Raw genomic sequence first — 21,374 nt, 5'->3', positions numbered from 1 at the left:
AACTACACCGTTGTTGCGACACTGAGTGATGCCGCCGGTAATACAGGCACCGACACCGAAACCGGCACAATTGATGTGACCGCGCCAACCATCACCATTGATGCGCCAGCGCTGACCAATGACAACACGCCAACGGTGACAGGTTCATCAGACTTAGCCAATACTAATTTAGATGTGACCTTTACCGATGCCAATGGCACCAGCCACACAGTGACAGTGACCACCGATGCGTCAGGTAATTGGAGTGTCGATGCAGCGCAAGCACTGGCCGATGGTAACTACAGTGTGACAGCGAGTATCAGCGATTCAGCGGGTAATAACAGCAGCGCCACAGACAGTGGTGTAGTTGATACAATTGCACCAGATATCCGTATTATTCCTTCATTCTTATTAGGAAATTTAGTTGGCTTATCGGGCACATCAGATTTGCCAGAAGGCAGTGTGATCACAATTACTGAACATTTAGTAGGGGGCTTAATAGGTGCGACTTATACCGCCACGACTGATGCAAATGGTAATTGGACGCTTGCCAACATTACTGTCCCACTTATTAGCCTGGCTTATGTTACGGCAAGTGGCACAGATGCGGCGGGTAACACTGCTACTGTGAGCACATTAGAATTTGATAATGTGGCGCCTGAGCTGACGGTTACTGTTGATGCATTAACAAATGATACAACCCCAACCATTTCGGGCACAACGGATATGGGAGAAGGCACGGTGATCAACATCACCGTTCAAGATGCCAATGGTGATTCACAAACCTTTACTGCAACTGTGCAAAGTAACCAAACTTGGTCTGTCGATGTGCCCACAGCGCTAGCTGAAGGGACCTTTACAGTAACGGCATCGGTAAGGGATCAGGTCGGTAATTTAACTACAGAGCAAACATCGGGTGTGTTAGACAGCATTGCGCCAACCTTAGTTGTTAACGCGGTTGATGGCACCTCTGACGCGCGTCCAACTATTTCAGGTAGTAGTAACGAAATAGGCGGCTTAGTTATCGTTGAGGTTGCAGGACAAACCATTACCACCACAGTAGCATCAGATGGTACTTGGCAGTTTATAGTACCGGTTGATATTACCGATGGCAGTTACACTATTACGGCGACCATAACGGATGATGCTAATAATACGCAAACTGCAACGGCATCGATAACGGTTGATACAGTTGCGCCTGTCGTAGTGATAGACACGTTGGGACTTGGTAACTCAAGTACGCCTGTTATTTCGGGCACATCGACAGAAGCCACCGGTACTCAGGTTTCTGTTACGGTGACAGATAGCAACAACGATATACAAACATTAACGGCAACCGTCCAAAGTGATGGGTCATGGCAAGTAACACCGAGTACTATGCCAGATGGCAATTATAGTGTCACAGCGACTATCACAGATGTTGCAGGTAATGTTGGTACTGACACCGAAACGGGGTCAATTGATACTCTTACACCTGAGTTGGTTCTAGATGGTTTAGGGACTATTAATGATTCAACACCAACAATTAGTGGTAGCACCAATGAGCCTGCAGGCAGCACCGTAAATATTAGTGTGGTAAATGATGGGAATACATACAGCTTTACTGCAACTGTTCAGGCTGATGGGTCATGGTCAGCAGATGTTCCAACAGCATTGGCTGATGGCTTACTGACTATTACAGCGACAATTACCGATGCTGCAAACAACACGGTAACGGTAACAGACACGGCAACGCTAGATACCAATGCACCTACAATTTCGATTGATGCTCTTGCAGTCACTAACGACACCACACCGACCATTTCGGGTACAAGTGATGCAGCTGACGGTATTCAAGTGACCATTACTGTTGTCGATGCACTTGGTAATAGCCAAACAGCTATCGCCACTATTAGCAGCGGTACATGGACTGTAGACTTAACAACGCCGCTCAGTGAAGGAAACTATACTGTTACAGCAAGTGTGTCTGAAGATGGACTCACTGGTACGGCAAGTCGTCAAGGTGACATCGATCTCACTCCGCCAGCGTTAACAGTTGACTCTCCAGCAATCACGAATGACACCACACCAACAATCAGTGGTACAAGTGATGCACCACAGGGTAGCGTGGTGACGATAAGTGTCACCGACAGTGCGGGCGATATTGTGACAGCATCTGCGGTTGTTGGCGCATCAGGTGCTTGGTCTGTTGCATTAGGTACAGCATTAGCTGAAGGTGCCTACACGATTTCAGCAAGCGTTTCTGACACTGCTGGTAACACCAGCTCAGCCTCTGCATCGGGTGTGATTGATATTACACCTGCGAATGTGGTCATTGACACTGTGGCTGTTTCAACCGATTTAACGCCAGTGATAATGGGCAGTGCAACTGGCGCAGTGGCAGGCAATCGAGTAGTCGTTACGTTTGTAGACTCTGCCGGCGTAAGTCACAGTGTCGAAACGACACTAGATGCAAGTTTAAATTGGCAAGTTGAAGCGACTCAAGCACTCGCTGAGGGAGCGTATACAGTAACCGCAGTCGTGACAGATACCGCAGGAAACAATGGCAGCGCTTCAACGACATCTGCGGTTGATACCACAGCACCTGTCGTTAGCATTGATCAAAGTAGTTTAACTTTAACGAACGACTCAACCCCTCTTATTAGTGGTACGTCTGATGCGGCCAATAGCACTATTACAGTCACCTTTATCGCAGCCGGTGGAGCACAGCACAGTGTTACAACGACCACCGATGCGAACGGTGACTGGCAAGCAGCAGCAGATCAAGTGTTGGCCGATGGAGTTTATTCTGTTACTGCAAGTATCACGGATACTGCGGGTAATACCGGAACAGACAGTAAAACAGGTGGCGAAGTTGATACCGTAGCCCCAGAGCTCACCATTGTGCCATCGTTCCTATTAGGTCTGTTGGTCTCTTTATCTGGTACATCTGACTTACCTGAAGGCAGTGTTATTACGATAACAAACTACCTCGTCGGTGGAGTGGCTGGTGTGCCATATACAGCAACCGTTGATGCCAATGGTGATTGGCAAGTATTGAACTTGTCGGTGTCATTATTGAACTTAGCTTATGTAGAGGCAACAGCGACCGATGCCGCCGGTAATACCACGACTATTAGTACAGACACTTTTGACAATTCCGCCCCTGAATTGACATTAGATGTACCGGCTATCTCAGCAGACACAACGCCAGTGATAAGCGGCACAAGTACTGTGGGAACAGGGCAAACTGTGACACTGATTGTGCAAGGTGCCGATGGTGCTTCACAAACGCTAACGACCTTAGTGAACAGTAATGGCACTTGGTCAGTGGAAGTATTATCTGAACTTGTTGATGGCACTTACACTGTAACGGCAAGTGTCACAGATGCTGAAGACCGCACTACAGAGCAAACAGCCTCAGGTATTATTGATGCTGGATTGACTATAACCATTGATGATGGGTTACAGCTCACCAACGATGACACCCCGCTCATTACGGGTAAATCAATTGCACCAAACAGTGAAATAGAAGTGGTGTTTGATAATGGCACTACGCAACAAACGAAAACGGTTACCTCATTAAGTGATGGCACTTGGAGTGTAACACCAGACAGTGCGTTAGTGGATGGCACTTACACGGTAACCGCAACGATTGTTAGTAGTGGCGTAACAACGGGTGCAATTTCAGGATTAGAAATTGATACGATTCCGCCGACACTTGAGAATATAGATGTTAACTCTTTACTAAACTTAGGGCTTGTCATTACTGGCTTTGACGGCACAACGGATGCAGAAGATGGGGCTATCGTGCAATTAGATAACGCCCTTGCTTTAGGGATCACCTTATTAAGTGAAGGCGGCTCGGTTGTACAAAATGGACAGTGGTCAATAGGTATCGTTGATATTAACCTGCTTGATATATTGGGTTTAGGCCTAGCAGATGCACGCTTTAGCATTACAGATTCTATTGGTAATGTGCGCGTTGTTGATATTAACGGCAATGATATTGAAATTAATGGAGAGCCCGCAAGCACTGGCGGTGCGGGTCCTGAAGAAATGGCCTTAGGATCTGACAGCATTGAGGCTGACGAGCAAACTGCAGAAAGTATTGATCTCAGCCTTGTTCTATTAGATGCAAGCCCAGAGCCAACCTCAAGTGGGGGTATTGCTGCGCTTGACGTGACTATCGAAGATGTCTTAAGTGATAGTGAACAAAGTAATTTACTTGCCCTTGATAGCAACAGTGAAAGTCAGAGCTTAGCATTTACAGGCAACACAGAAGTCACGTCAGAGCCTGCCAGTAATATCCAAAGTGAGTCAGATGAGCTAATCAAAAAACTCATTGAGGGAGGCAATAACTCAATTGATATTTAGATAAATAGTTAAGCTTAAATAAGAAAAGCGCGATAATTATCGCGCTTTCTTTTTGAATTGGGTAGTTTGTAAAACGAGCAACGAGCAACGAGCAACGAGCAACGAGCAACGAGCAACGAGAAACGAGCAACGAGAAACGAGTAACGAGAAACGAGTAACTAGAAACGAGCAACGAGTAACTAGAAACGAGCAACGAGAAACGAGAAACGGGTAACGAGAAACGAGAAACGAGAAACGAGAAACGAGAAACGAGAAACGAGCAACGGGTAACGAGAAACGAGAAGCGAGTAACTAGAAACGAGTAACTAGAAACGAGTAACGAGTAACGAGCAACGAGAAATGAGTAACGAGAAATGAGTAACTAGAAACGAGTAACGAGTAACGAGTAACGAGTAACGAGCAACGAGAAATGAGTAACGAGAAATGAGTAACGAGTAACGGGTAACGAGCAACGGGTAACGAGAAACGAGTAACTAGCATTATGCTTTAAGGTTATGCACTATTTTTTTATCGCCTTGAATCACACTGCCACCTTGATCGTAGGTCATCGATGAAGGTGCGCCAATCAAGATATCTTTGAGCTGCTTAACACTAAGCTGGGCTTGATGAGCTGCATGTGCATTCACATCATTTTTCTTTTTACAGGCTGCAAGAAGAGAGTTTACTTTAGAAATGAGTTCGTTTACTTCATCATCTGGCGAGTCATTTTTGCTAACCAGCGTTTGCACTTCTTTATCTATTAACTGAATTTGCTGTAGTAGAGAGACTTTTTGTTGGGCAATACTTTTTAGCCCCTCACCACGTTTTGCAGCAATGGCTGTTAATTCATCATCCAAAAGCACAGCAATAGACTCTAAACAAGTGACTTGTTGTGTTAATTTGCTGGCGATTAAATGATTATGATCAGCCATACACATCAAACTCAAATGCGGCGATATTTTTAGCTAACTTTTCAGCATCAATTTGGTATTTACCTTCGCTGATTGCTTTTTTTAACTCAGCCACTTTATTGCTATCAAAGCCAGACGACTGTTCAGCTTTATCTTGTAAAGATTTAAGTTGTTTAGCTTGAGGCGTTAAGCTTACCGAATCTGCACTTGCTTTTGGCGCTGTCGATTTTGCCGCTGCCGCGTTAGCGTTATCTTTTTGTAAATCAAGATTTTTTTGCTTGGTATTCGTCAACACAGAAGTTTGTTGTTGACCATTATTGACATTGCTTACCATAATTTTTGACCTATACATTACCCAACATATGCCTATATATCGGCGGGCACAGCGGATACTTTAGCATAAATATAAAAAATTAAATATTCACTTGTACAGACTCAACACCATCCACACGTGCATTTAATACTTTACCTGATTTTTTGTTTTTTACACGTACTAATTCGTCTAATGTGCCATCTTCAAGCGCAATACCTGTTGTTTTGATCCTCAAGCCACGCAATGAAGCATAAATAGTCACATTGTCGCCTTTACACACCATGCAAACATGGCTCATTACAATAGGCACACCACTGCGAATATTGCGCTTGCTACGACTGCCGACAAGCATTGATTTTTCTTGAACATATTGCGTTCTTACAAACTGCTTAGGTTTCATCTCTAAGCGCAAATGCTCTGCTCTAATTACTTCACCGCGTGCTAAATTGGTTGTTACGACAACAACGGGTTCCAGCTCAATAATGCGAACATGCACATATTGAGTCCAACTATTTATGTCATCGCATTTAAGTTGTACGGTAACCTGCCGATTAAAAGGAGGTTCTGTCGGTAATGTTTTATTTAATGGCGATTCACACAATCTTTCTGGAATACGGCTATCAAGTGGTAATGCACTTACTTGCGGTGCCGTATCGAGATCGGGGATCTGCTCGCTGACAAAATCAATAGCGATTTGTTGAAGTTGCTCGTTATTATACACTTCAGCTTGTAGATGCGTGGCAAATAACAAGCTAGAAAGAAAATAAAAAACACTGTATCTTCGGCTTTTTTTTAACAAACTCATATTGTTTCGACTATGCTTATTGTTGAAAACAAGGTATAAATATTTTGCGTCAAAAAACAGACGCTTCGTAACCTTATGTAGCTTTAACACAAAGTAAGCAATTATTGTTCCGGCTCTGGTTGTTTATCTTTAGGAGATTGAAATGGCAGGCATTTTAGACTCAGTAAACCAGCGTACACAGTTGGTTGGGCAAAACCGCCTTGAATTACTATTATTCAAACTCAGAGGGCGACAACGCTTTGGTATTAACGTGTTTAAAGTAAGAGAGGTTCTACAATGTCCACCGCTTACAAACATGCCAAAATCGAATGCTTATATTCGTGGTGTTGCACACATTCGTGGTCAAACCATTTCTGTTATCGATTTATCAATGGCTGTTGGCGGTCCTGCCATTGAAAATATCAAAGATAGTTTTATTATCATTGCGGAATACAATCGTTCAGTGCAAGGGTTCTTAGTCGGTGGCGTAGAGCGCATCGTTAATATGAACTGGGAAAAAATTATGCCGCCACCTTCAGGTGCAGGGCGTTACTCTTATTTAACCGCGGTCACTGAAATAGAAAACGAACTGGTAGAAATCTTAGACGTCGAGAAGATCCTTAACGAAATTTGCCCTGTTAACACTGAAGTAAGTGCGGATGTGATTGGTGAGGGAGAAATCCAAAAAGATTTAGGGGAGCGAATCGTTTTTATTGCTGATGACTCGGCCGTTGCGCGTAATCAGGTAAAACGTGCGTTAGAACCTCTCGGTGTACAAACTGAACTCGCTAAAAATGGTAAAGAAGCTTTAATACGCTTACGTGAAATAGCAGAACTTGATTGTGTAAATAATATTACTGAGCGAGTTGGCTTGTTAATTTCAGACGTTGAAATGCCAGAAATGGATGGCTACACCTTAACCGCAGAAATTAAGGCCGATCCAAAATTATCACCTTTGCATGTAATCTTGCATACATCACTCAGTGGTGTTTTTAATCAAGCGATGATAGAAAAAGTGGGTGCCGATGATTTTATTGCAAAATTTAACCCAGACGAATTAGCGACTGCCGTTAAAAAGTGGGTTCATTGTGATTAATTATTTATAGGTGGTATTACTTTGGAAAATAAGCACTTACAACAAAGCGAATACGATCAGTTCCGCTCTTTTTTAGAGCAACAATGTGGCATTGTACTAGGCGATAACAAACTTTATTTAGTGAAAAGTCGCTTGGCGCCATTGATGGCGCGTTTTAATGTTGAGTCATTGTCACAGTTGGTAAGTAAAACCTTGAGTCCTCACGAGAGGCAGCTTCGTGCCGCAGTGGTTGATGCAATGACAACAAACGAAACTTTGTGGTTTCGTGATCAATACCCATTTGAATTGCTTAAAACTAAACTTTTCCCTGAATTCAAAGAATTGCGTCGTCCAATTAAAATTTGGTCAGCGGCAAGTTCATCAGGTCAAGAACCGTATTCTATTGCCATGTCGGTTGCTGAGTTTCAATCTAAGCAACCTGGCGTTTTAAAAATGGGCGCACAAATTATCGGCACAGATATTTCTAATACTATGCTTGATATGTGCAAAAACGCAGAATATGACTCACTGGCTTTGGCACGTGGTCTGTCTGTTGAAAGACGTCAAAAGTTTTTTAAAGACAGTGGTAACGGTATGGCTCAAGTAGTTGATCCAATAAAGAAAATGGTCAGTTTTAGGCATTTAAACTTATTGGATTCGTATGCCTTGATGGGTAAATTTGATATTATTTTTTGCCGTAATGTATTGATCTACTTTGCACCCGAAGTAAAAGCAAAAATTATCGCGCAATTTGCGCAAGCACTTAATCCAAAAGGGTACCTGTTTTTAGGCGCTTCAGAGTCAATGGCTGGCCTTAGTGACAGTTTTGATATGGTGCGATGTAATCCGGGTATCATCTACCAGAAAAAGTAATCTTTCCTTAGCAACCTAGTTCTTAGGTTGCTAATTTCATTATATATCAACACCTTAATTATAAAATAATCATGCTTAATTTTTGGCTTACCTTTTGCATTAGCTAAGGAGAGTCAAATTTTTGGAGATGGTTATGGCTATCAGTTTTGATAAAGCATTCGGTGTGCATCCTCATGCCATGTTGATCCGTTCACAACGCGCTGAGTTATTAGCGACAAATATCGCTAATGCTGATACGCCGGGCTATAAAGCGAAAGATGTCGATTTTGCATCCGCATTAAAAGCGGCAAAAAGCAACCAGCACGGCGGCAATAGCATGGTAAGAACGGATGAGAAACACCTTGCCGGTGGCAGTCGATTTGTTGGTAATTCAGAAATGTTTCGTACGCCAAATCAAGCAGATACAGGTGATGGTAACTCTGTTGATATACAAGTGGAACGAAACTTGTATGTACAAAACTCATTAGAGTATCAGGCAAGCCTGCAATTTATGAGTAGTAAAATTAAAGGCCTTAAAAAAGCCCTCGGTAGTCAAGGAGCTTAATCATGAGTTTATATAATGTTTTTGATATTTCGGGCACGGGTATGAGCGCACAAAATGTTCGCTTAAATACCACAGCAAGTAATATTTCGAATGCAAATACAATTAGCTCAAGCCAAGACCAGACATACCGAGCGCGCCATCCTGTGTTTGCTGCTGAACTTACAAAAGCGTCAGCATCGCAAAGTAATCCGCAGGGCTCTTCTGTTGGCGTTAAAGTATTAGGCATTGTAGAGAGCGATAAGCCGCTACAAATAGAATACAACCCGAATCACCCCAGCGCGGATGAAAATGGGTATATCTATAAACCAAATGTCAACGTTGTAGAAGAAATGGCTAATATGATTTCTGCCTCTCGCTCTTACCAAACAAATGTGCAAGTTGCTGATGCAGCTAAGCAAATGTTAAGTAAAACACTGTTGTTAGGACAACGGTAATCGAGGATAAGTTATGAGTAACGACATCAGCTCTGCATCATCATCCTATATGGATAGCTTGCGTTGGAATGAGACAAACACGCCAACAGCAAAAGAAGACAGTAATACACTGTCTCAAGAAGATTTCTTTTCGTTGTTAACGCAGCAGTTGTCGTTTCAAGATCCGAGCAATCCTGCTGATAACGATCAAATGATTGCGCAAATGACGAACTTTACCATGGCAGAAGGTATTTCAAATTTAAACACAAAATTTGAGTCACTCACTGCATCCATGACATCAAATTCGGCATTACAAGCGTCAACGTTAGTGGGTAAGCAAGCATTGCTTGAGTCAGAGACTATTGACTTTGATGGCGAAAATTTAGCTAAAGGTTCCGTTGTGGCAGAAACAACTGTTGAATCTCTTACGTTAAGAATCACTGATTCGACGGGACAATTAGTTCGCACTATTGATTTAGGATCGAAATCTGCCGGTGCTCACCGTTTCGAGTGGGATGGTAAAGATGGTGAGGGCAATGTTCTTCCTGAAGGCGAATACAATATTAGCGCTGAAGGCTTCGTAAATGGAGACTACAGCAGCATGCCTCTGGCAACCTTTAAGAACATTGAAAGTGTCAATATTAATGGCAGCAGCGGCATTATCGTAAATACAAAAGAGGGTGCGGTTAGGCTAACTGATATAGCTGAAATCGCATAATTAAAAAGGTTTGGGTTAGCTTAGGCTAAGAGATAGGTTAGAGGTGAGTTATGAGCTTCAATATTGCATTAACAGGTTTAGCAGCCGCACAAAAAGATTTAGACGTAACGGCAAATAATATTGCCAACGTAAACACAACGGGCTTTAAAGAGTCGCGTGCTGAGTTTGCTGATGTGTACGCATCGTCAGTATTTAGTTCTGGTAAAACAAAAAACGGCGACGGTGTTAAAACAGCAACGGTTGCACAACAGTTTCACCAAGGGTCGTTATCATTCACAAATAACTCACTTGATTTAGCAATCACAGGGGAAGGTTATTTTGCGATGAGTGATGACATCGCATCACAAGACTTTACATATACGCGTGCGGGTGCATTTAAATTAAATGCAGATAACTTTGTTGTTGATGCCAATGGTAACTACTTGCAAGGTTTCCCTGTTGACCCATCAACGGGTAATACGACGTCGGTAAGTTTAAGTACTACTTCACCGATTCAAATTCCTGATGCTTCAGGTTCGCCTCGTCATACGAGTAATATCTACAGCTCAATGAATTTAGACGCACGTGTCGATACGCCAACAACGACAACCTTTGATCCAACTGATAGCACGAGCTATAACTCGTCTACTTCAACAACTGTTTATGACTCATTAGGTGAGCCGCATGTTGTACAGTTATTTTTTGTAAAGCAAGACCCTACAGCAACGCCAAATACGTGGGAAGTGTACGCCACAATGGATGGTCAAGCGTTTGATGCTTCAGGTGCTGCAACGGGCACAGGTGCACACACGCCAATTGATACACTTGAGTTCACGGCGGCGGGTTTACCGAACGTAACCGCTCCAGAAACCACATTTGATGACATTATTTTGCCTTCAGATGCTTCGACAGGTTTATCGACACTACTTGGTAATGGCGCACAGTTCCCGAATGAAATCACGGTTAATTGGCGTGATGAAGCAGGCACCGCTAATAAAGTGCCTACGCAATACGCTAGTAACTTTGAAGTAAAAGCACTTGAGCAAGATGGTGCGACAGTCGGTCGTTTAGCGGGCATTGATATTGGTGCAGATGGAAAAGTAGTTGCTTCATACAGCAATGGCGATACTTCATTCTTAGGCCAAGTGGCTATGGTGCGCTTTTCAAACTCTCAAGGCTTACAACAAGCAGGTGACACTTCTTGGAAGAAAAGCCTAACCTCGGGCGAGCCTATTGCGGGTGAGCCCAACTCAGGCACATTGGGTTCAATTAACTCATCAGCACTTGAGCAATCAAACGTTAACTTAACGAATGAGCTGGTTGACCTTATCAGCGCACAGCGTAATTTCCAGGCGAACTCACGTGCCTTAGAAGTTAACTCAACATTACAACAAAATATCTTACAGATCCGTTAATTTTAGCGGCTCTAAGCTTAATCCGACACGAAAGGCTGCCCCCTCTATTGGCAGCCTTTTTTTATTTTCCTTTTCTTATTTCCGCGTCAATTTTACTTTGGCACTTTTATTGCATTTCATAGTTATCGTATTTTTAGTGAGTCAATGTTATGGACAAAATGGTCTACATTGCCATGTCTGGTGCAAAGCAAAGCTTGCGTGGCCTTGAATTAAAGGCAAACAACTTAGCAAATGCAAACACCACTGGCTTTAAAGCTGATTTTGCACAAGCACGCTCAATGCAAGCATTTGGCGAAGGTTTGCCATCGCGTGTATTCGCAATGCAAGAGCGCCCAGGTTCTAACATGGAGTCGGGTGGTTTTGTTGAAACAGGCCGAGAACTTGATATTGCCATGAGTGATCGGGGTTGGTTAAGCGTACAAGATGCATCGGGCAATGAAGCCTATACCAAAACAGGCACGCTGAATATTACTCCCGATGGCGCATTGATGACCAGTCATGGTCGTCAAGTTATTGGCGAAGGTGGCCCCATTATTTTGCCTTTACCAATCGAGAAGATTGAATTTAGTTCTGATGGGTCAATTCAGGTGCGTCCACAAGGGGCACCTGCAAACTTTTTAGAAGTGGTTGATCGCTTAAAGGTAATCGAAGCCGATAACAATCAACTAGAAAAAGGCAATGATGGCTTATTTAGGCCAAAGCCAGACATGTTGGTAAATGATTTATGTGGGTTTTGCGATATTTCAAATAATGTAAAAGTGCTTTCGGGCACCCTTGAAATGTCGAACGTTAACCCCGTACACGAAATGGTCGATATGATCAGCAATCAACGCCAATTTGAATTACAAGTTAAATTGATGAAAACAGCGGAAGAAATTGATGAACGTCAAGATCAGCTGTTACGCATTGTTTAAGATGACTGAGAGGGTAGAGTTATGAATCCTGCATTGTGGATCAGTAAAACCGGGCTTGACGCCCAACAAACCGATATTTCGGTGATCTCAAATAATCTCGCGAATGCCAGCACGGTCGGTTACAAAAAAAGCCGCGCCGTATTTGAAGATTTACTGTATCAAAATATTAATCAGCCAGGTGGCCGTTCCTCACAAGACACTGAAATGCCATCAGGTTTGATGTTAGGTGCGGGTGCGAAAGTGGTTGCTAACCAAAAGAACTTTTCACAAGGTAACATGCTTACCACTGAAAATTCATTGGATTGGATGATTTCAGGGCCGGGCTTTTTTGAGGTGTTACTCCCAGATGGCAATATCGCTTATTCGCGTAATGGTCAATTTACCACCGATGAAGATGGCCGCATTGTTACCGCGGGAGCCGGTTTTCCTGTGCAACCAGAGATGAATGTGCCAGACGATGCACAATCAATTACGGTATCACAAGATGGTGAAGTGTCGGTGCGTATCTCAGGCCAAGCTGACAATGTTGTTATTGGTCAGCTAACTATCAGTGATTTCATCAATCCATCTGGCCTTGAGCCTATGGGTCAAAACCTTTACACCGAAACGGCTGTAAGTGGGGCTCCTGTGCAAGGTAATCCCGGTATTGATGGTTTAGGAACTGTTGTACAAGGTTCACTTGAAACTTCAAATGTGAATGTAACAGAAGAGCTCGTTAACCTCATTGAAACACAGCGAATTTATGAAATGAATTCAAAAGTGATTTCGGCTGTTGATGAAATGCTTAGTTACATTAACCAACAGTTATAATGGGTAGGAGGCAGCATGCGTAACATTATCTTAGTCACATCAACAGCGTTATTGCTCGGTGGTTGTATGGCAACACAAAATAACCATGTGGTTCAGGATGACCCTTACTATGCGCCAATGTATCCTGAGCCTGCAGCAGAGCAAATGGTACCCACCGGTTCATTATTTGATAGTTATTTATCAAATGACCTGTATTCAGATAAAAAAGCGTTGCGAGCAGGCGATATCATCACGGTTAAACTGCAAGAATCGACTCAGGCAACCAAAGCGGCGAAAACCGAAACCGATAAAGAAACCGACGCAAGCCTTGACCCAGTCATTGGTTTAGGCGGTAATCCTGTGAATATTGGTGGTGATAGTATCCAATTTGGTATTGGTTCAGACTCATCATTTAAAGGTGATTCTAAATCGAATCAATCGAACAGCTTATTTGGTGATATTTCAGTTAATGTTATGCGAGTTTTGCCGAACGGTAACTTAGTGATCCGTGGCGAAAAGTGGCTTACTTTAAATACCGGTGAAGAGTTTATTCGTCTTGAAGGTTTAGTGCGTCCCCAAGATGTGACAGCAGATAATACGGTGACTTCAAACCGAGTTGCGAATGCGCGCATACAATACTCAGGTAAAGGTCAACTTCAAGAAGCGCAAAGTGCGGGTTGGTTAACTCGCTTCTTTAGCAGTTCTATTTTCCCATTTTAGAGGATACAAATCATGAATGGGTTTAAATACATTATTGCTCTTTGCTTAATTAGTGTACAGTTTTCTGTTCAGGCTGAGCGAGTTAAAGATGTGTCTATGGTTGAGGGTGTACGCTCAAATCAATTAGTCGGTTATGGTTTAGTGGTGGGTTTACCTGGCACGGGCGAGCAAAGTCGTTTTACAGAGCAGAGCTTTAAAGCGATGTTAAATAGCTTCGGTATCACGCTTCCTGCGAACTTAAAACCAAAGATTAAAAATGTTGCAGCCGTTGCTGTACATGCCGAGTTACCCGCGTTTAGAAAACCAGGTCAAACCATTGATATTACCGTGTCTTCAATTGGTAGTGCAGGAAGCTTACGCGGTGGTACGTTATTACAAACCTTTTTGAAAGGGGTTGATGGTAATACGTATGCCATTGCACAGGGCAGTTTGGTCGTGGGTGGTCTAGGCGCAGAAGGTGCTGATGGCAGCCGAGTGATTATAAACACTCCCACCGTTGGCCGAATTCCGAATGGGGCAACGGTTGAGCGCGCTGTTAAAAGCCCGTTTATGCAAGGTGACTACATCACCTTTAATTTGAATCGTCCAGATTTCACAACGGCAAAGCGCCTAGAGCAAACTATCAATGATTTAGTTGGGCCAAACAGTGCTCAAGCAATTGATGCCGCGTCTGTACGTGTCATTGCACCGCGCGATGCATCGCAGCGCGTATCGTATTTATCAACGCTTGAAAACTTAGAGTTCACACCGGCTGATACTGCGGCAAAAATTATTGTCAATTCACGTACTGGCACCATTGTTATTGGTAAAAACGTAAAATTACAGCCAGCTGCAATTACCCACGGTGGATTAACCGTGACCATTGCTGAGCAGCAAAACGTATCGCAGCCGAATGCACTGAGCGAAGGCGAGACGGTGGTGACAAACCAAAGTATTATCGATGTTAATGAAGATGACTCTCGCGCTTTTGTGTTTAATCCAGGTATTAGCCTTGATGATTTAGTGAGAGCGATAAACGAAGTTGGTGCCGCCCCTGGTGACTTAATGGCTATCCTTGAAGCGTTGAAAGAGGCGGGAGCCATAAACGGGCAACTTGTTATTATATAATCAATTAAAAACGCGCTGAGCTCAGCGCGTTTTTTCATTTCTACCTCCCCTCAATCTGATAAATCCTCTTTTGGCGTAATTATTGCATTTGATTATGCATTATTAATTATTGTGTCAAAAAGCTGATGGATACGAATCATCTCGACAAGCAAAACTTTTTTGATTTAGGCAACTTAGACTCATTGCGTCAAAGTGCTCTAAAAAGTGATGCCTCTAGCGATGCGTCAAAAGAGGCGCTGAAAAAAGCGGCGGCACAATTTGAATCTATCTTTACGCAAATGCTGCTTAAAAGCATGCGTAAGGCTAATGAAGCCTTTGAAGACAAAGACAGTCCGTTTAACTCGAGTGGCGTAAAATTCTTTGAAGAAATGCATGATCAACAGCTTTCTGTTGAGTTGTCTTCTAACGGCTCACTGGGTTTGGCTGATCTTATTGTGCAGCAGCTATCGCCCGACGGTAAGAAATTTACTCCTGGTTCCGTGTTAAGAACAACCGCGGAGTTTGATAGCGATAAGCGTGTTCGCGGTAATCAAGAAGCTAAGCCAGAAACACACCCAATGGCTGAAGTTGCCACTGATGAGCAATCAGAAAACCGCTTTGAAGATGCTGAGTCTTTCATTAGCTCTGTTTGGGAGCACGCAAAAAATGCGGCTGAAAAAATTGGTTTAAACCCTGCTGTGATGGTTGCTCAAGCAGCGCTTGAGACGGGCTGGGGTAAGCATATTATTAGTAAAGCGGATGGCACCAGTAGTAATAACCTTTTTAACATTAAATCTGATAAGAGCTGGCAAGGTGACAAAGCAAGTAAAGTTACGCTTGAGTTTGAGCAAGGTGTGCCTGTTAAAAAGCATGCAAGCTTCCGTTCTTATCAGTCAATTAAAGACAGTGTGAATGATTTTGTTGATTTCTTAAATGAAAACCCACGTTATCAAGACGCACTAAAAAACACCGCAGAACCTGCAGCCTTTTTAGATTCGTTACAAAAAGCAGGTTATGCAACTGATCCAAATTATGCCAACAAAATTAAGCAGGTATTGAAGCGTGTTGAGCTTCAAAGCGTCGCTGCTTCATTGGTACGTTAAGGAGTAAGTCCTCATGTCATTCAGCTTATATGACATAGCAAATTCAGGTGTAAGAGCGAATTCTGAGCTTTTACAAACGACCAGTAAAAACATAGCCAATGTAAATACAGCGGGTTATGTTCGTGAGCGCACTGAGTTCAGCACCATGATCGACAACCAAGTTGGTCGGGGTGAAACGTATCGTTTACTCAATGAGTTTGCTCAAAAACAGCTAAATCGTGATACGTCAAATAAAGCATTTTTTGATCAGTTTGTAACAGAAGCAAGCCGAGTCGATAGCTTGTTTTCTGAAGAGTCGAATAGCTTATCAACCAGCATTAACTCGTTTTTTAATAATGTTCAAGAAAGCTTAAATCAGCCTTCATCGACGGTGGCGCGTTCGCTGGTTATGACAGATGCACAAAACCTGATTGATCAAATGGACAGGCTTTCAAGCATCGTGGTTGACCAGCAGACTGTTGTGAACGAGCAATTAGAAATTTTCTCGGACGAAGCAAATAACTTGATCCAAAGTATTAGCGAATTGAACTCTAAAATTGCCGCGGTGCATGGGACTGATCGTGAATCAGCGTCTAGCGGACTGTACAACGAGCGCGACAAAGCAATTCGTGACTTATCAGAACTCATTGATGTAGAAACTCTCAACGGTAATAACGGTGAGAAACAAGTCTATTTGGGATCTGGTCAAGCATTAGTGATGGAAAGCGGTACATTTAACCTGTTTTCATTTACTGGCGATCCCGATCCTAGCTTTAGAGAGCTACATTTAGATGTTAATGGTGGCAAAGCCGTGCCGCTTGAGGTTGATGTAAGTAAACTTAAAGGCAAAATAGGCGGCTTACTGTCATTTCGTGATGACATTTTAGTGCCAGCCCAGAATCAATTAGGCCAAATGGGCTTAGCCCTTGCTGATGCCTTTAATCAGCAAAACCATTTAGGTATGGATGCCGATGGAAATTTAGGCGGTGATATATTTAAAATCCCCACGGTTGATGCATTTGCTTATCAAGCAAACACGGGCAACGGAAGTATTACTGCAAGCGTTGAAGCTGGTAAAGGCAATGAATTGCCAGCAAGTGATTTTATTGTAAAGTACAGTGGCACTAATGAAGTTGAAATTTACCCTGTTGATAATAAAGGCGAGACGATTAAGGATGCCAACGGCGATGAAATTTTTACTACAGCAGTCGTTGACCCAGCAACAGGTAAGGTTAATTCACAAAATAACCCAAATTTAGATTTATTCGGATTAGAGTTAACACTGGATATGTCTTCTTTACCTAATATTGATGATCAATTTATGGTCAAACTCAATTCTCAAGCATCAACAAGTTTAGAGCTTGCAACAAATCGCCCAGAAGATATAGCGCTTGCTTCACCTATTCGTACTGCAAACGATATTAACAATACAGGTACTGCCAGTATTTCAGCCGGTACGGTGTCTGATGTATCAAATTTTACAGATACTCCATCGTTACAATTACCAACAGGGTCTTTAACTTTAACAAAAAGCGCTGAAAACCCCGATATGTACACCTTAAGTGATGGTACGAATACGACAGCTCCATTTGCAATTGATTCTTCTGGTAAAAATGTTATTCAACAAGCTGAAACAGCGGGCGTGTTAGATGACATAACAACACTCACTGCGGAGCAAGTTGGCTTCGATTTTGATATTGAGGGGACGCCAGCTTTAGGTGATTCATTTACAATAGAGGCCAATGAAGATGGCTTTGATGATAACCGTAATGGGCAGTTTTTAGCTGATATTCAAAACTCAAATATAGTTAGACAAAATGTAGTCGGTAACGCTAGTAATAATCATCTAACCTTAAACAAAGCATATACTAGTTTAGTGTCGGATATTGGCGTTGTGACTAATCAGGCACAGACTAATGGTGCAGCATTTACTGCGCTCGCAGAGCAGTCTGAAGCTTGGTACGAATCTCTGTCAGGTGTAAACCTCGATGAAGAAGCGGCGAATCTATTGCGTTTCCAACAATCGTATGCGGCGTCTGCACAAGTGCTTGCGACTGCCCGATCAGTTTTTGATACCTTATTAAGTGCGGCGAGGTAACTATGCGTTTATCTAATAATTTAATGTATCAGGGTAGTATTAATAAAATACTTGATGGGCAACAAGGTGTGGCAAATGCCCAAGAGCGTGTAACAACGGGTAAAAAGTATTTATCGACCTCTGAAAGCCCGTCGGCATATTCTCAAGCGTCTTTGTATATAAACAAAATACAAACTAATGAGCAGCACACAAAAAATATTAATCAGTTGAATGGCCGTCTAGAAACCGAAGAAAGTATCTTGATGAGTATTAATACGACGATTCAAGCAGCGCAAGAATTAACGATTAGAGCGGGTAATGGTGCGATGAGTCAAACAGACTTAGAAACTATCGCAGGAGAATTACAAGAGCTACAAAAGTCGCTAGTTAACTTGATGAATAGCCAGTCAGAAGACGGTAAGTATATTTTTTCAGGATATCAAGACAGCACCCAAACATATAGTTTTGACACATCTACTGGCTTATACGAATATCAGGGAGACCAAGGCCAGCATAGTGTAACGATAGCGCAAGGTGTTCACGTAAAATCAAGTGATAATGGATTTACAACATTTGAAAAAGTGAATGCTCGGCTCAATGTTACTTCTAACGATGGCGTCTTTGCGGGAGGAGTGACCTCAGGCACTGTGTATGTGAAAAATCAAGCTGATTTTGACACGTTCCATCAAGCTAATTATGACTTAAGCCCAACAGCAAATGCTGCGGATAATTCTTTTCAAGTTGAACTTGTCGCCGGAGTAAACCCTGGCGACCCTGATACTTATGTAATCAACGATGGTTATGGGAATCCTATTTCGCCAGCTGTTACCGGGGAATTTACTGGTGAGCCTATCGAGTTTGCTGGCATGGAGTTTAAGCTAGAGGGTGCAGCGCCAGGTACATTTGATTTTTCACTGCAACAACCGCAAAAAGAAAATGTACTTAATACTATGCAAAACTTAATTACAAATCTTAACAGTGGCCTAGAGGGAGATGGATTGCATGACGCATTAGCCGATGGTTTAGTACAACTGCAAAATGCCAGTGATCAAGTTGTATTTACTCAAGCGAGTTTAGGGGCGCGTATGATTTTAGTCGAGCGAGTAACAGATACCAACAGTGCACTTGATATAAATAACAAAGCGAATAAAGCGAGTTTAGTCGAAGTTGATATGGCTGAAGCAATCAGCGACTTAACGAAACATGAGACTGCTTTGCAGGCTTCACAGGCAACCTTTGGCCGCTTAGCTAATTTGTCATTATTTGATTACTTATAATGTTGTATTGTCGGAAATAGTTTGCCTTTTTAATAAAAAGCCAGTGGCAAAAAATTGTCACTGGCTTTTTTTATGCTTAACACCTACTATTTTTATAGGATAAAGTTGTTATTAAACAAAGTCTTAAGGTTTTTGTTTGAACTGGCACATTTCCTGCTTTTAGTTCTGCACAAGCGCGTGGTTCCTCACATTATCATTGGACCACAGCCTAATTAAAACTAGGAGATGGTAAAATGGCATTAACAGTCAATACTAATGTGTCGTCACTCAACGCACAGCGAAACCTTAATAAGTCAGGCGAAGGGCTAGCTACTTCGATGGAACGCTTAGCATCAGGTATGCGTATCAATAGCGCAAAAGATGATGCGGCAGGTCTACAAATTTCAAATCGTTTAACCTCGCAGATAAATGGCTTATCAGTCGCGCAGCGTAACGCGAATGATGGTATTTCGATGGCGCAAACCGCGGAAGGCGCAATGCAGGAGTCAACCAGTATTCTTCAGCGTATGCGTGAGCTTGCACTTCAAGCTGCTAATGGTTCAAACTCAGCAGAGGATCGTGAAGCACTGCAAAAAGAAGTATCTGCACTTCAAGTTGAATTGACTCGTATAGCTGATACAACTTCTTTCGGTGGTCAACAGTTGCTTGACGGAAGCTATGGTAGTAAAGCTTTTCAGGTTGGCGCAAACGCTAATGAAACAATTAACGTATCATTATCGAGTGTTGCTGCAGATAAAATAGGCTCAAATCGCGTCAATCTTCAAGGTGCTTCAACAACAGCTGGTACTGGAGATGGCTTTGGTCAGGTTACTGCTACGGGCACTGCTTCATTATCAGCAAGTACCACTACATACGGTGACTTGGATATCTCGGGTCGAGAGGATTCAACAGTAACTATTTTAGATGGCTCTTCTGCTGAAGAGGCCGCCGATATCATTAACAGCGTTAAAGACTCGACTGGTGTTACAGCTCAAGCTAAGACAGAAGCTAGGTTGGATATTGCAGGAACACAAACCACGGCTGGTGATCCAATTAGTTTTGAGTTAAATGGAGAAAAAATATCTTTTGTTGCAACAGGTTCAGCGACCGGAGATGAAGCCGCGATGGCAGAAGCAATTAACAAAGCCACTGATGAGCACGGTGTTACAGCAACATTAGAAAATGGCGTTTTATCAGTATCGAACAATAATGGTAAAGATATAGAGATTATTGGGTTTACAGGCGGCGCTGGTTCTAGTTTAGACATCACACCTCAAGGCTTTGAAGATAACTCCCCTGGTGCTGTTGTAACATTAACTACAGCAGGCACAGATTCAGCGAGAGTTACTGGTGCAATCCAATTGAATTCATCAGAAACTTTTTCAACTAGAGCTGCAAATACTCAGCTTGATGATGTCACAACAGCAGTAACAAGCTCTTTAGCTAATGTTGAAGATATTAGTGTAACAACTCAAAAAGGCTCTCAAGATGCACTGGACATAATCGATAACGCTATTGCTAATATCGATGCTCAACGGGCTGGGTTAGGGGCTGTGCAAAATCGTTTCAGCCACACCATTAGCAATTTAGCGAATATTTCTGAAAATGTATCTGCTTCACGTAGTCGAATTCAAGATACTGACTTTGCAACAGAAACTGCGCACATGACGAAAAACCAAATCTTGCAACAAGCGGGTACGTCAATTTTGTCGCAAGCTAATCAAATACCACAAGCGGCTATCAGCCTACTGGGTGGTTAACATTAGTTTTTACTTTAAAAACGCACTCAATGAGTGCGTTTTTTTTAGTCTCAGAACTTTTGCTATTTTAGGTGGATATCGACAATTAGGTTTCCCCCAAAGCTTACGTGTAACGGTAGTCTTGAAATAGCTATTAATAATTATGATGAATCGTGGTCGCAACTCTAGGTCGTGTGGTTTTATTAAGCATAACTACGTTGGCATAAAACTAAATAACGGCTCTTTTAGATAACGAATATAGGGAGTAAATGCAAAGTATCTTCTTTACATGGTGTTTTTATAAAAATTTAAAATTCAATAATTTTAAAGGGTTAAATTATTTTTCAATAAAAATATCAATTTTTTTGAAAA

Annotated in this window: 18 protein-coding genes; 15 read left to right on the top strand and 3 right to left on the bottom strand. The window is 42.5% G+C overall.

Features of this window, described 5'->3' with window-relative positions; translation table 11 throughout:
• On the top strand, window positions 1-4,335 hold a 4,335-nt coding region (locus BM378_RS04490), incomplete at its 5' end, for a beta strand repeat-containing protein (RefSeq protein ID WP_177222570.1).
• Between the two features lie 479 nt (window positions 4,336-4,814).
• Here the strand turns inward: BM378_RS04490 and flgN are convergent.
• The 3 genes from flgN to flgA all read right to left on the bottom strand — a co-directional run bounded on the left by flgN (window position 4,815) and on the right by flgA (window position 6,343).
• Window positions 4,815-5,246 (bottom strand): flagellar protein FlgN, encoded by a 432-nt coding sequence (gene flgN / locus BM378_RS04480; RefSeq protein ID WP_036970220.1) that lies wholly within the window; start codon window positions 5,244-5,246, stop codon window positions 4,815-4,817.
• Window positions 5,239-5,559 carry a flagellar biosynthesis anti-sigma factor FlgM gene (gene flgM / locus BM378_RS04475; protein WP_036970217.1) on the bottom strand — a complete coding sequence of 107 codons (321 nt, stop codon included), beginning with the start codon at window positions 5,557-5,559 and terminating at the stop codon, window positions 5,239-5,241. The genes flgN and flgM overlap by 8 nt, the downstream gene beginning before the upstream one ends.
• Window positions 5,560-5,638: 79 nt before the next feature.
• On the bottom strand, window positions 5,639-6,343 hold the full coding sequence (flgA, locus tag BM378_RS04470) for a flagellar basal body P-ring formation chaperone FlgA (protein WP_036970214.1): 705 nt from the start codon (window positions 6,341-6,343) through the stop codon (window positions 5,639-5,641).
• Window positions 6,344-6,485: 142 nt separating this feature from the next.
• On the opposite strand from flgA, the gene BM378_RS04465 reads away from it, so the two are divergent.
• From BM378_RS04465 to BM378_RS04400, 14 genes are all read left to right on the top strand, one after another.
• Entirely contained in the window at window positions 6,486-7,418 is a 933-nt protein-coding gene (locus tag BM378_RS04465; RefSeq protein WP_036970211.1) for a chemotaxis protein, read from the top strand.
• Between the two features lie 21 nt (window positions 7,419-7,439).
• Window positions 7,440-8,270: a CheR family methyltransferase gene (locus tag BM378_RS04460; RefSeq protein WP_036970209.1), complete on the top strand. Its 831-nt coding sequence runs from the start codon at window positions 7,440-7,442 to the stop codon at window positions 8,268-8,270.
• 133 nt (window positions 8,271-8,403) lie between these two features.
• Window positions 8,404-8,814 carry a flagellar basal body rod protein FlgB gene (flgB, locus tag BM378_RS04455; protein WP_036971676.1) on the top strand — a complete coding sequence of 137 codons (411 nt, stop codon included), beginning with the start codon at window positions 8,404-8,406 and terminating at the stop codon, window positions 8,812-8,814.
• 2 nt (window positions 8,815-8,816) lie between these two features.
• Window positions 8,817-9,248: a flagellar basal body rod protein FlgC gene (gene flgC / locus BM378_RS04450; RefSeq protein ID WP_036970207.1), complete on the top strand. Its 432-nt coding sequence runs from the start codon at window positions 8,817-8,819 to the stop codon at window positions 9,246-9,248.
• 13 nt (window positions 9,249-9,261) lie between these two features.
• Window positions 9,262-9,945: a flagellar hook assembly protein FlgD gene (locus tag BM378_RS04445; RefSeq protein ID WP_074988698.1), complete on the top strand. Its 684-nt coding sequence runs from the start codon at window positions 9,262-9,264 to the stop codon at window positions 9,943-9,945.
• Window positions 9,946-9,995: 50 nt separating this feature from the next.
• Window positions 9,996-11,339: a flagellar hook protein FlgE gene (gene flgE / locus BM378_RS04440; RefSeq protein WP_074988697.1), complete on the top strand. Its 1,344-nt coding sequence runs from the start codon at window positions 9,996-9,998 to the stop codon at window positions 11,337-11,339.
• 149 nt (window positions 11,340-11,488) lie between these two features.
• Entirely contained in the window at window positions 11,489-12,253 is a 765-nt protein-coding gene (locus BM378_RS04435; RefSeq protein ID WP_036970198.1) for a flagellar basal body rod protein FlgF, read from the top strand.
• A gap of 21 nt (window positions 12,254-12,274) precedes the next feature.
• A complete protein-coding gene (gene flgG / locus BM378_RS04430) occupies window positions 12,275-13,063 on the top strand; it encodes a flagellar basal-body rod protein FlgG (RefSeq protein ID WP_036970195.1) in 789 nt (262 codons plus the stop codon).
• Between the two features lie 15 nt (window positions 13,064-13,078).
• Window positions 13,079-13,762 carry a flagellar basal body L-ring protein FlgH gene (gene flgH / locus BM378_RS04425; RefSeq protein ID WP_036970191.1) on the top strand — a complete coding sequence of 228 codons (684 nt, stop codon included), beginning with the start codon at window positions 13,079-13,081 and terminating at the stop codon, window positions 13,760-13,762.
• Window positions 13,763-13,774: 12 nt separating this feature from the next.
• Window positions 13,775-14,869: a flagellar basal body P-ring protein FlgI gene (locus BM378_RS04420; protein ID WP_036970188.1), complete on the top strand. Its 1,095-nt coding sequence runs from the start codon at window positions 13,775-13,777 to the stop codon at window positions 14,867-14,869.
• Window positions 14,870-14,994: 125 nt separating this feature from the next.
• Window positions 14,995-15,951: a flagellar assembly peptidoglycan hydrolase FlgJ gene (flgJ, locus tag BM378_RS04415; protein ID WP_036970176.1), complete on the top strand. Its 957-nt coding sequence runs from the start codon at window positions 14,995-14,997 to the stop codon at window positions 15,949-15,951.
• A 13-nt stretch (window positions 15,952-15,964) separates the two neighbouring features.
• Window positions 15,965-18,028 (top strand): flagellar hook-associated protein FlgK, encoded by a 2,064-nt coding sequence (gene flgK, locus BM378_RS04410; RefSeq protein ID WP_074988696.1) that lies wholly within the window; start codon window positions 15,965-15,967, stop codon window positions 18,026-18,028.
• A gap of 2 nt (window positions 18,029-18,030) precedes the next feature.
• Window positions 18,031-19,284, top strand: a complete 1,254-nt coding sequence (gene flgL, locus BM378_RS04405) for a flagellar hook-associated protein FlgL (RefSeq protein WP_074988695.1) — start codon at window positions 18,031-18,033, stop codon at window positions 19,282-19,284.
• A 233-nt stretch (window positions 19,285-19,517) separates the two neighbouring features.
• Window positions 19,518-21,023, top strand: coding sequence for a flagellin (locus BM378_RS04400; RefSeq protein ID WP_074988694.1), 1,506 nt, complete (start codon window positions 19,518-19,520; stop codon window positions 21,021-21,023).
• Window positions 21,024-21,374 lie beyond the last annotated feature (351 nt).

The organism is Pseudoalteromonas lipolytica (assembly GCF_900116435.1).
Taxonomy (GTDB): domain Bacteria; phylum Pseudomonadota; class Gammaproteobacteria; order Enterobacterales; family Alteromonadaceae; genus Pseudoalteromonas; species Pseudoalteromonas lipolytica.
Note: the sequence above shows the minus strand (reverse complement) of the source record. Positions and strands in the feature narration are given on the sequence as shown.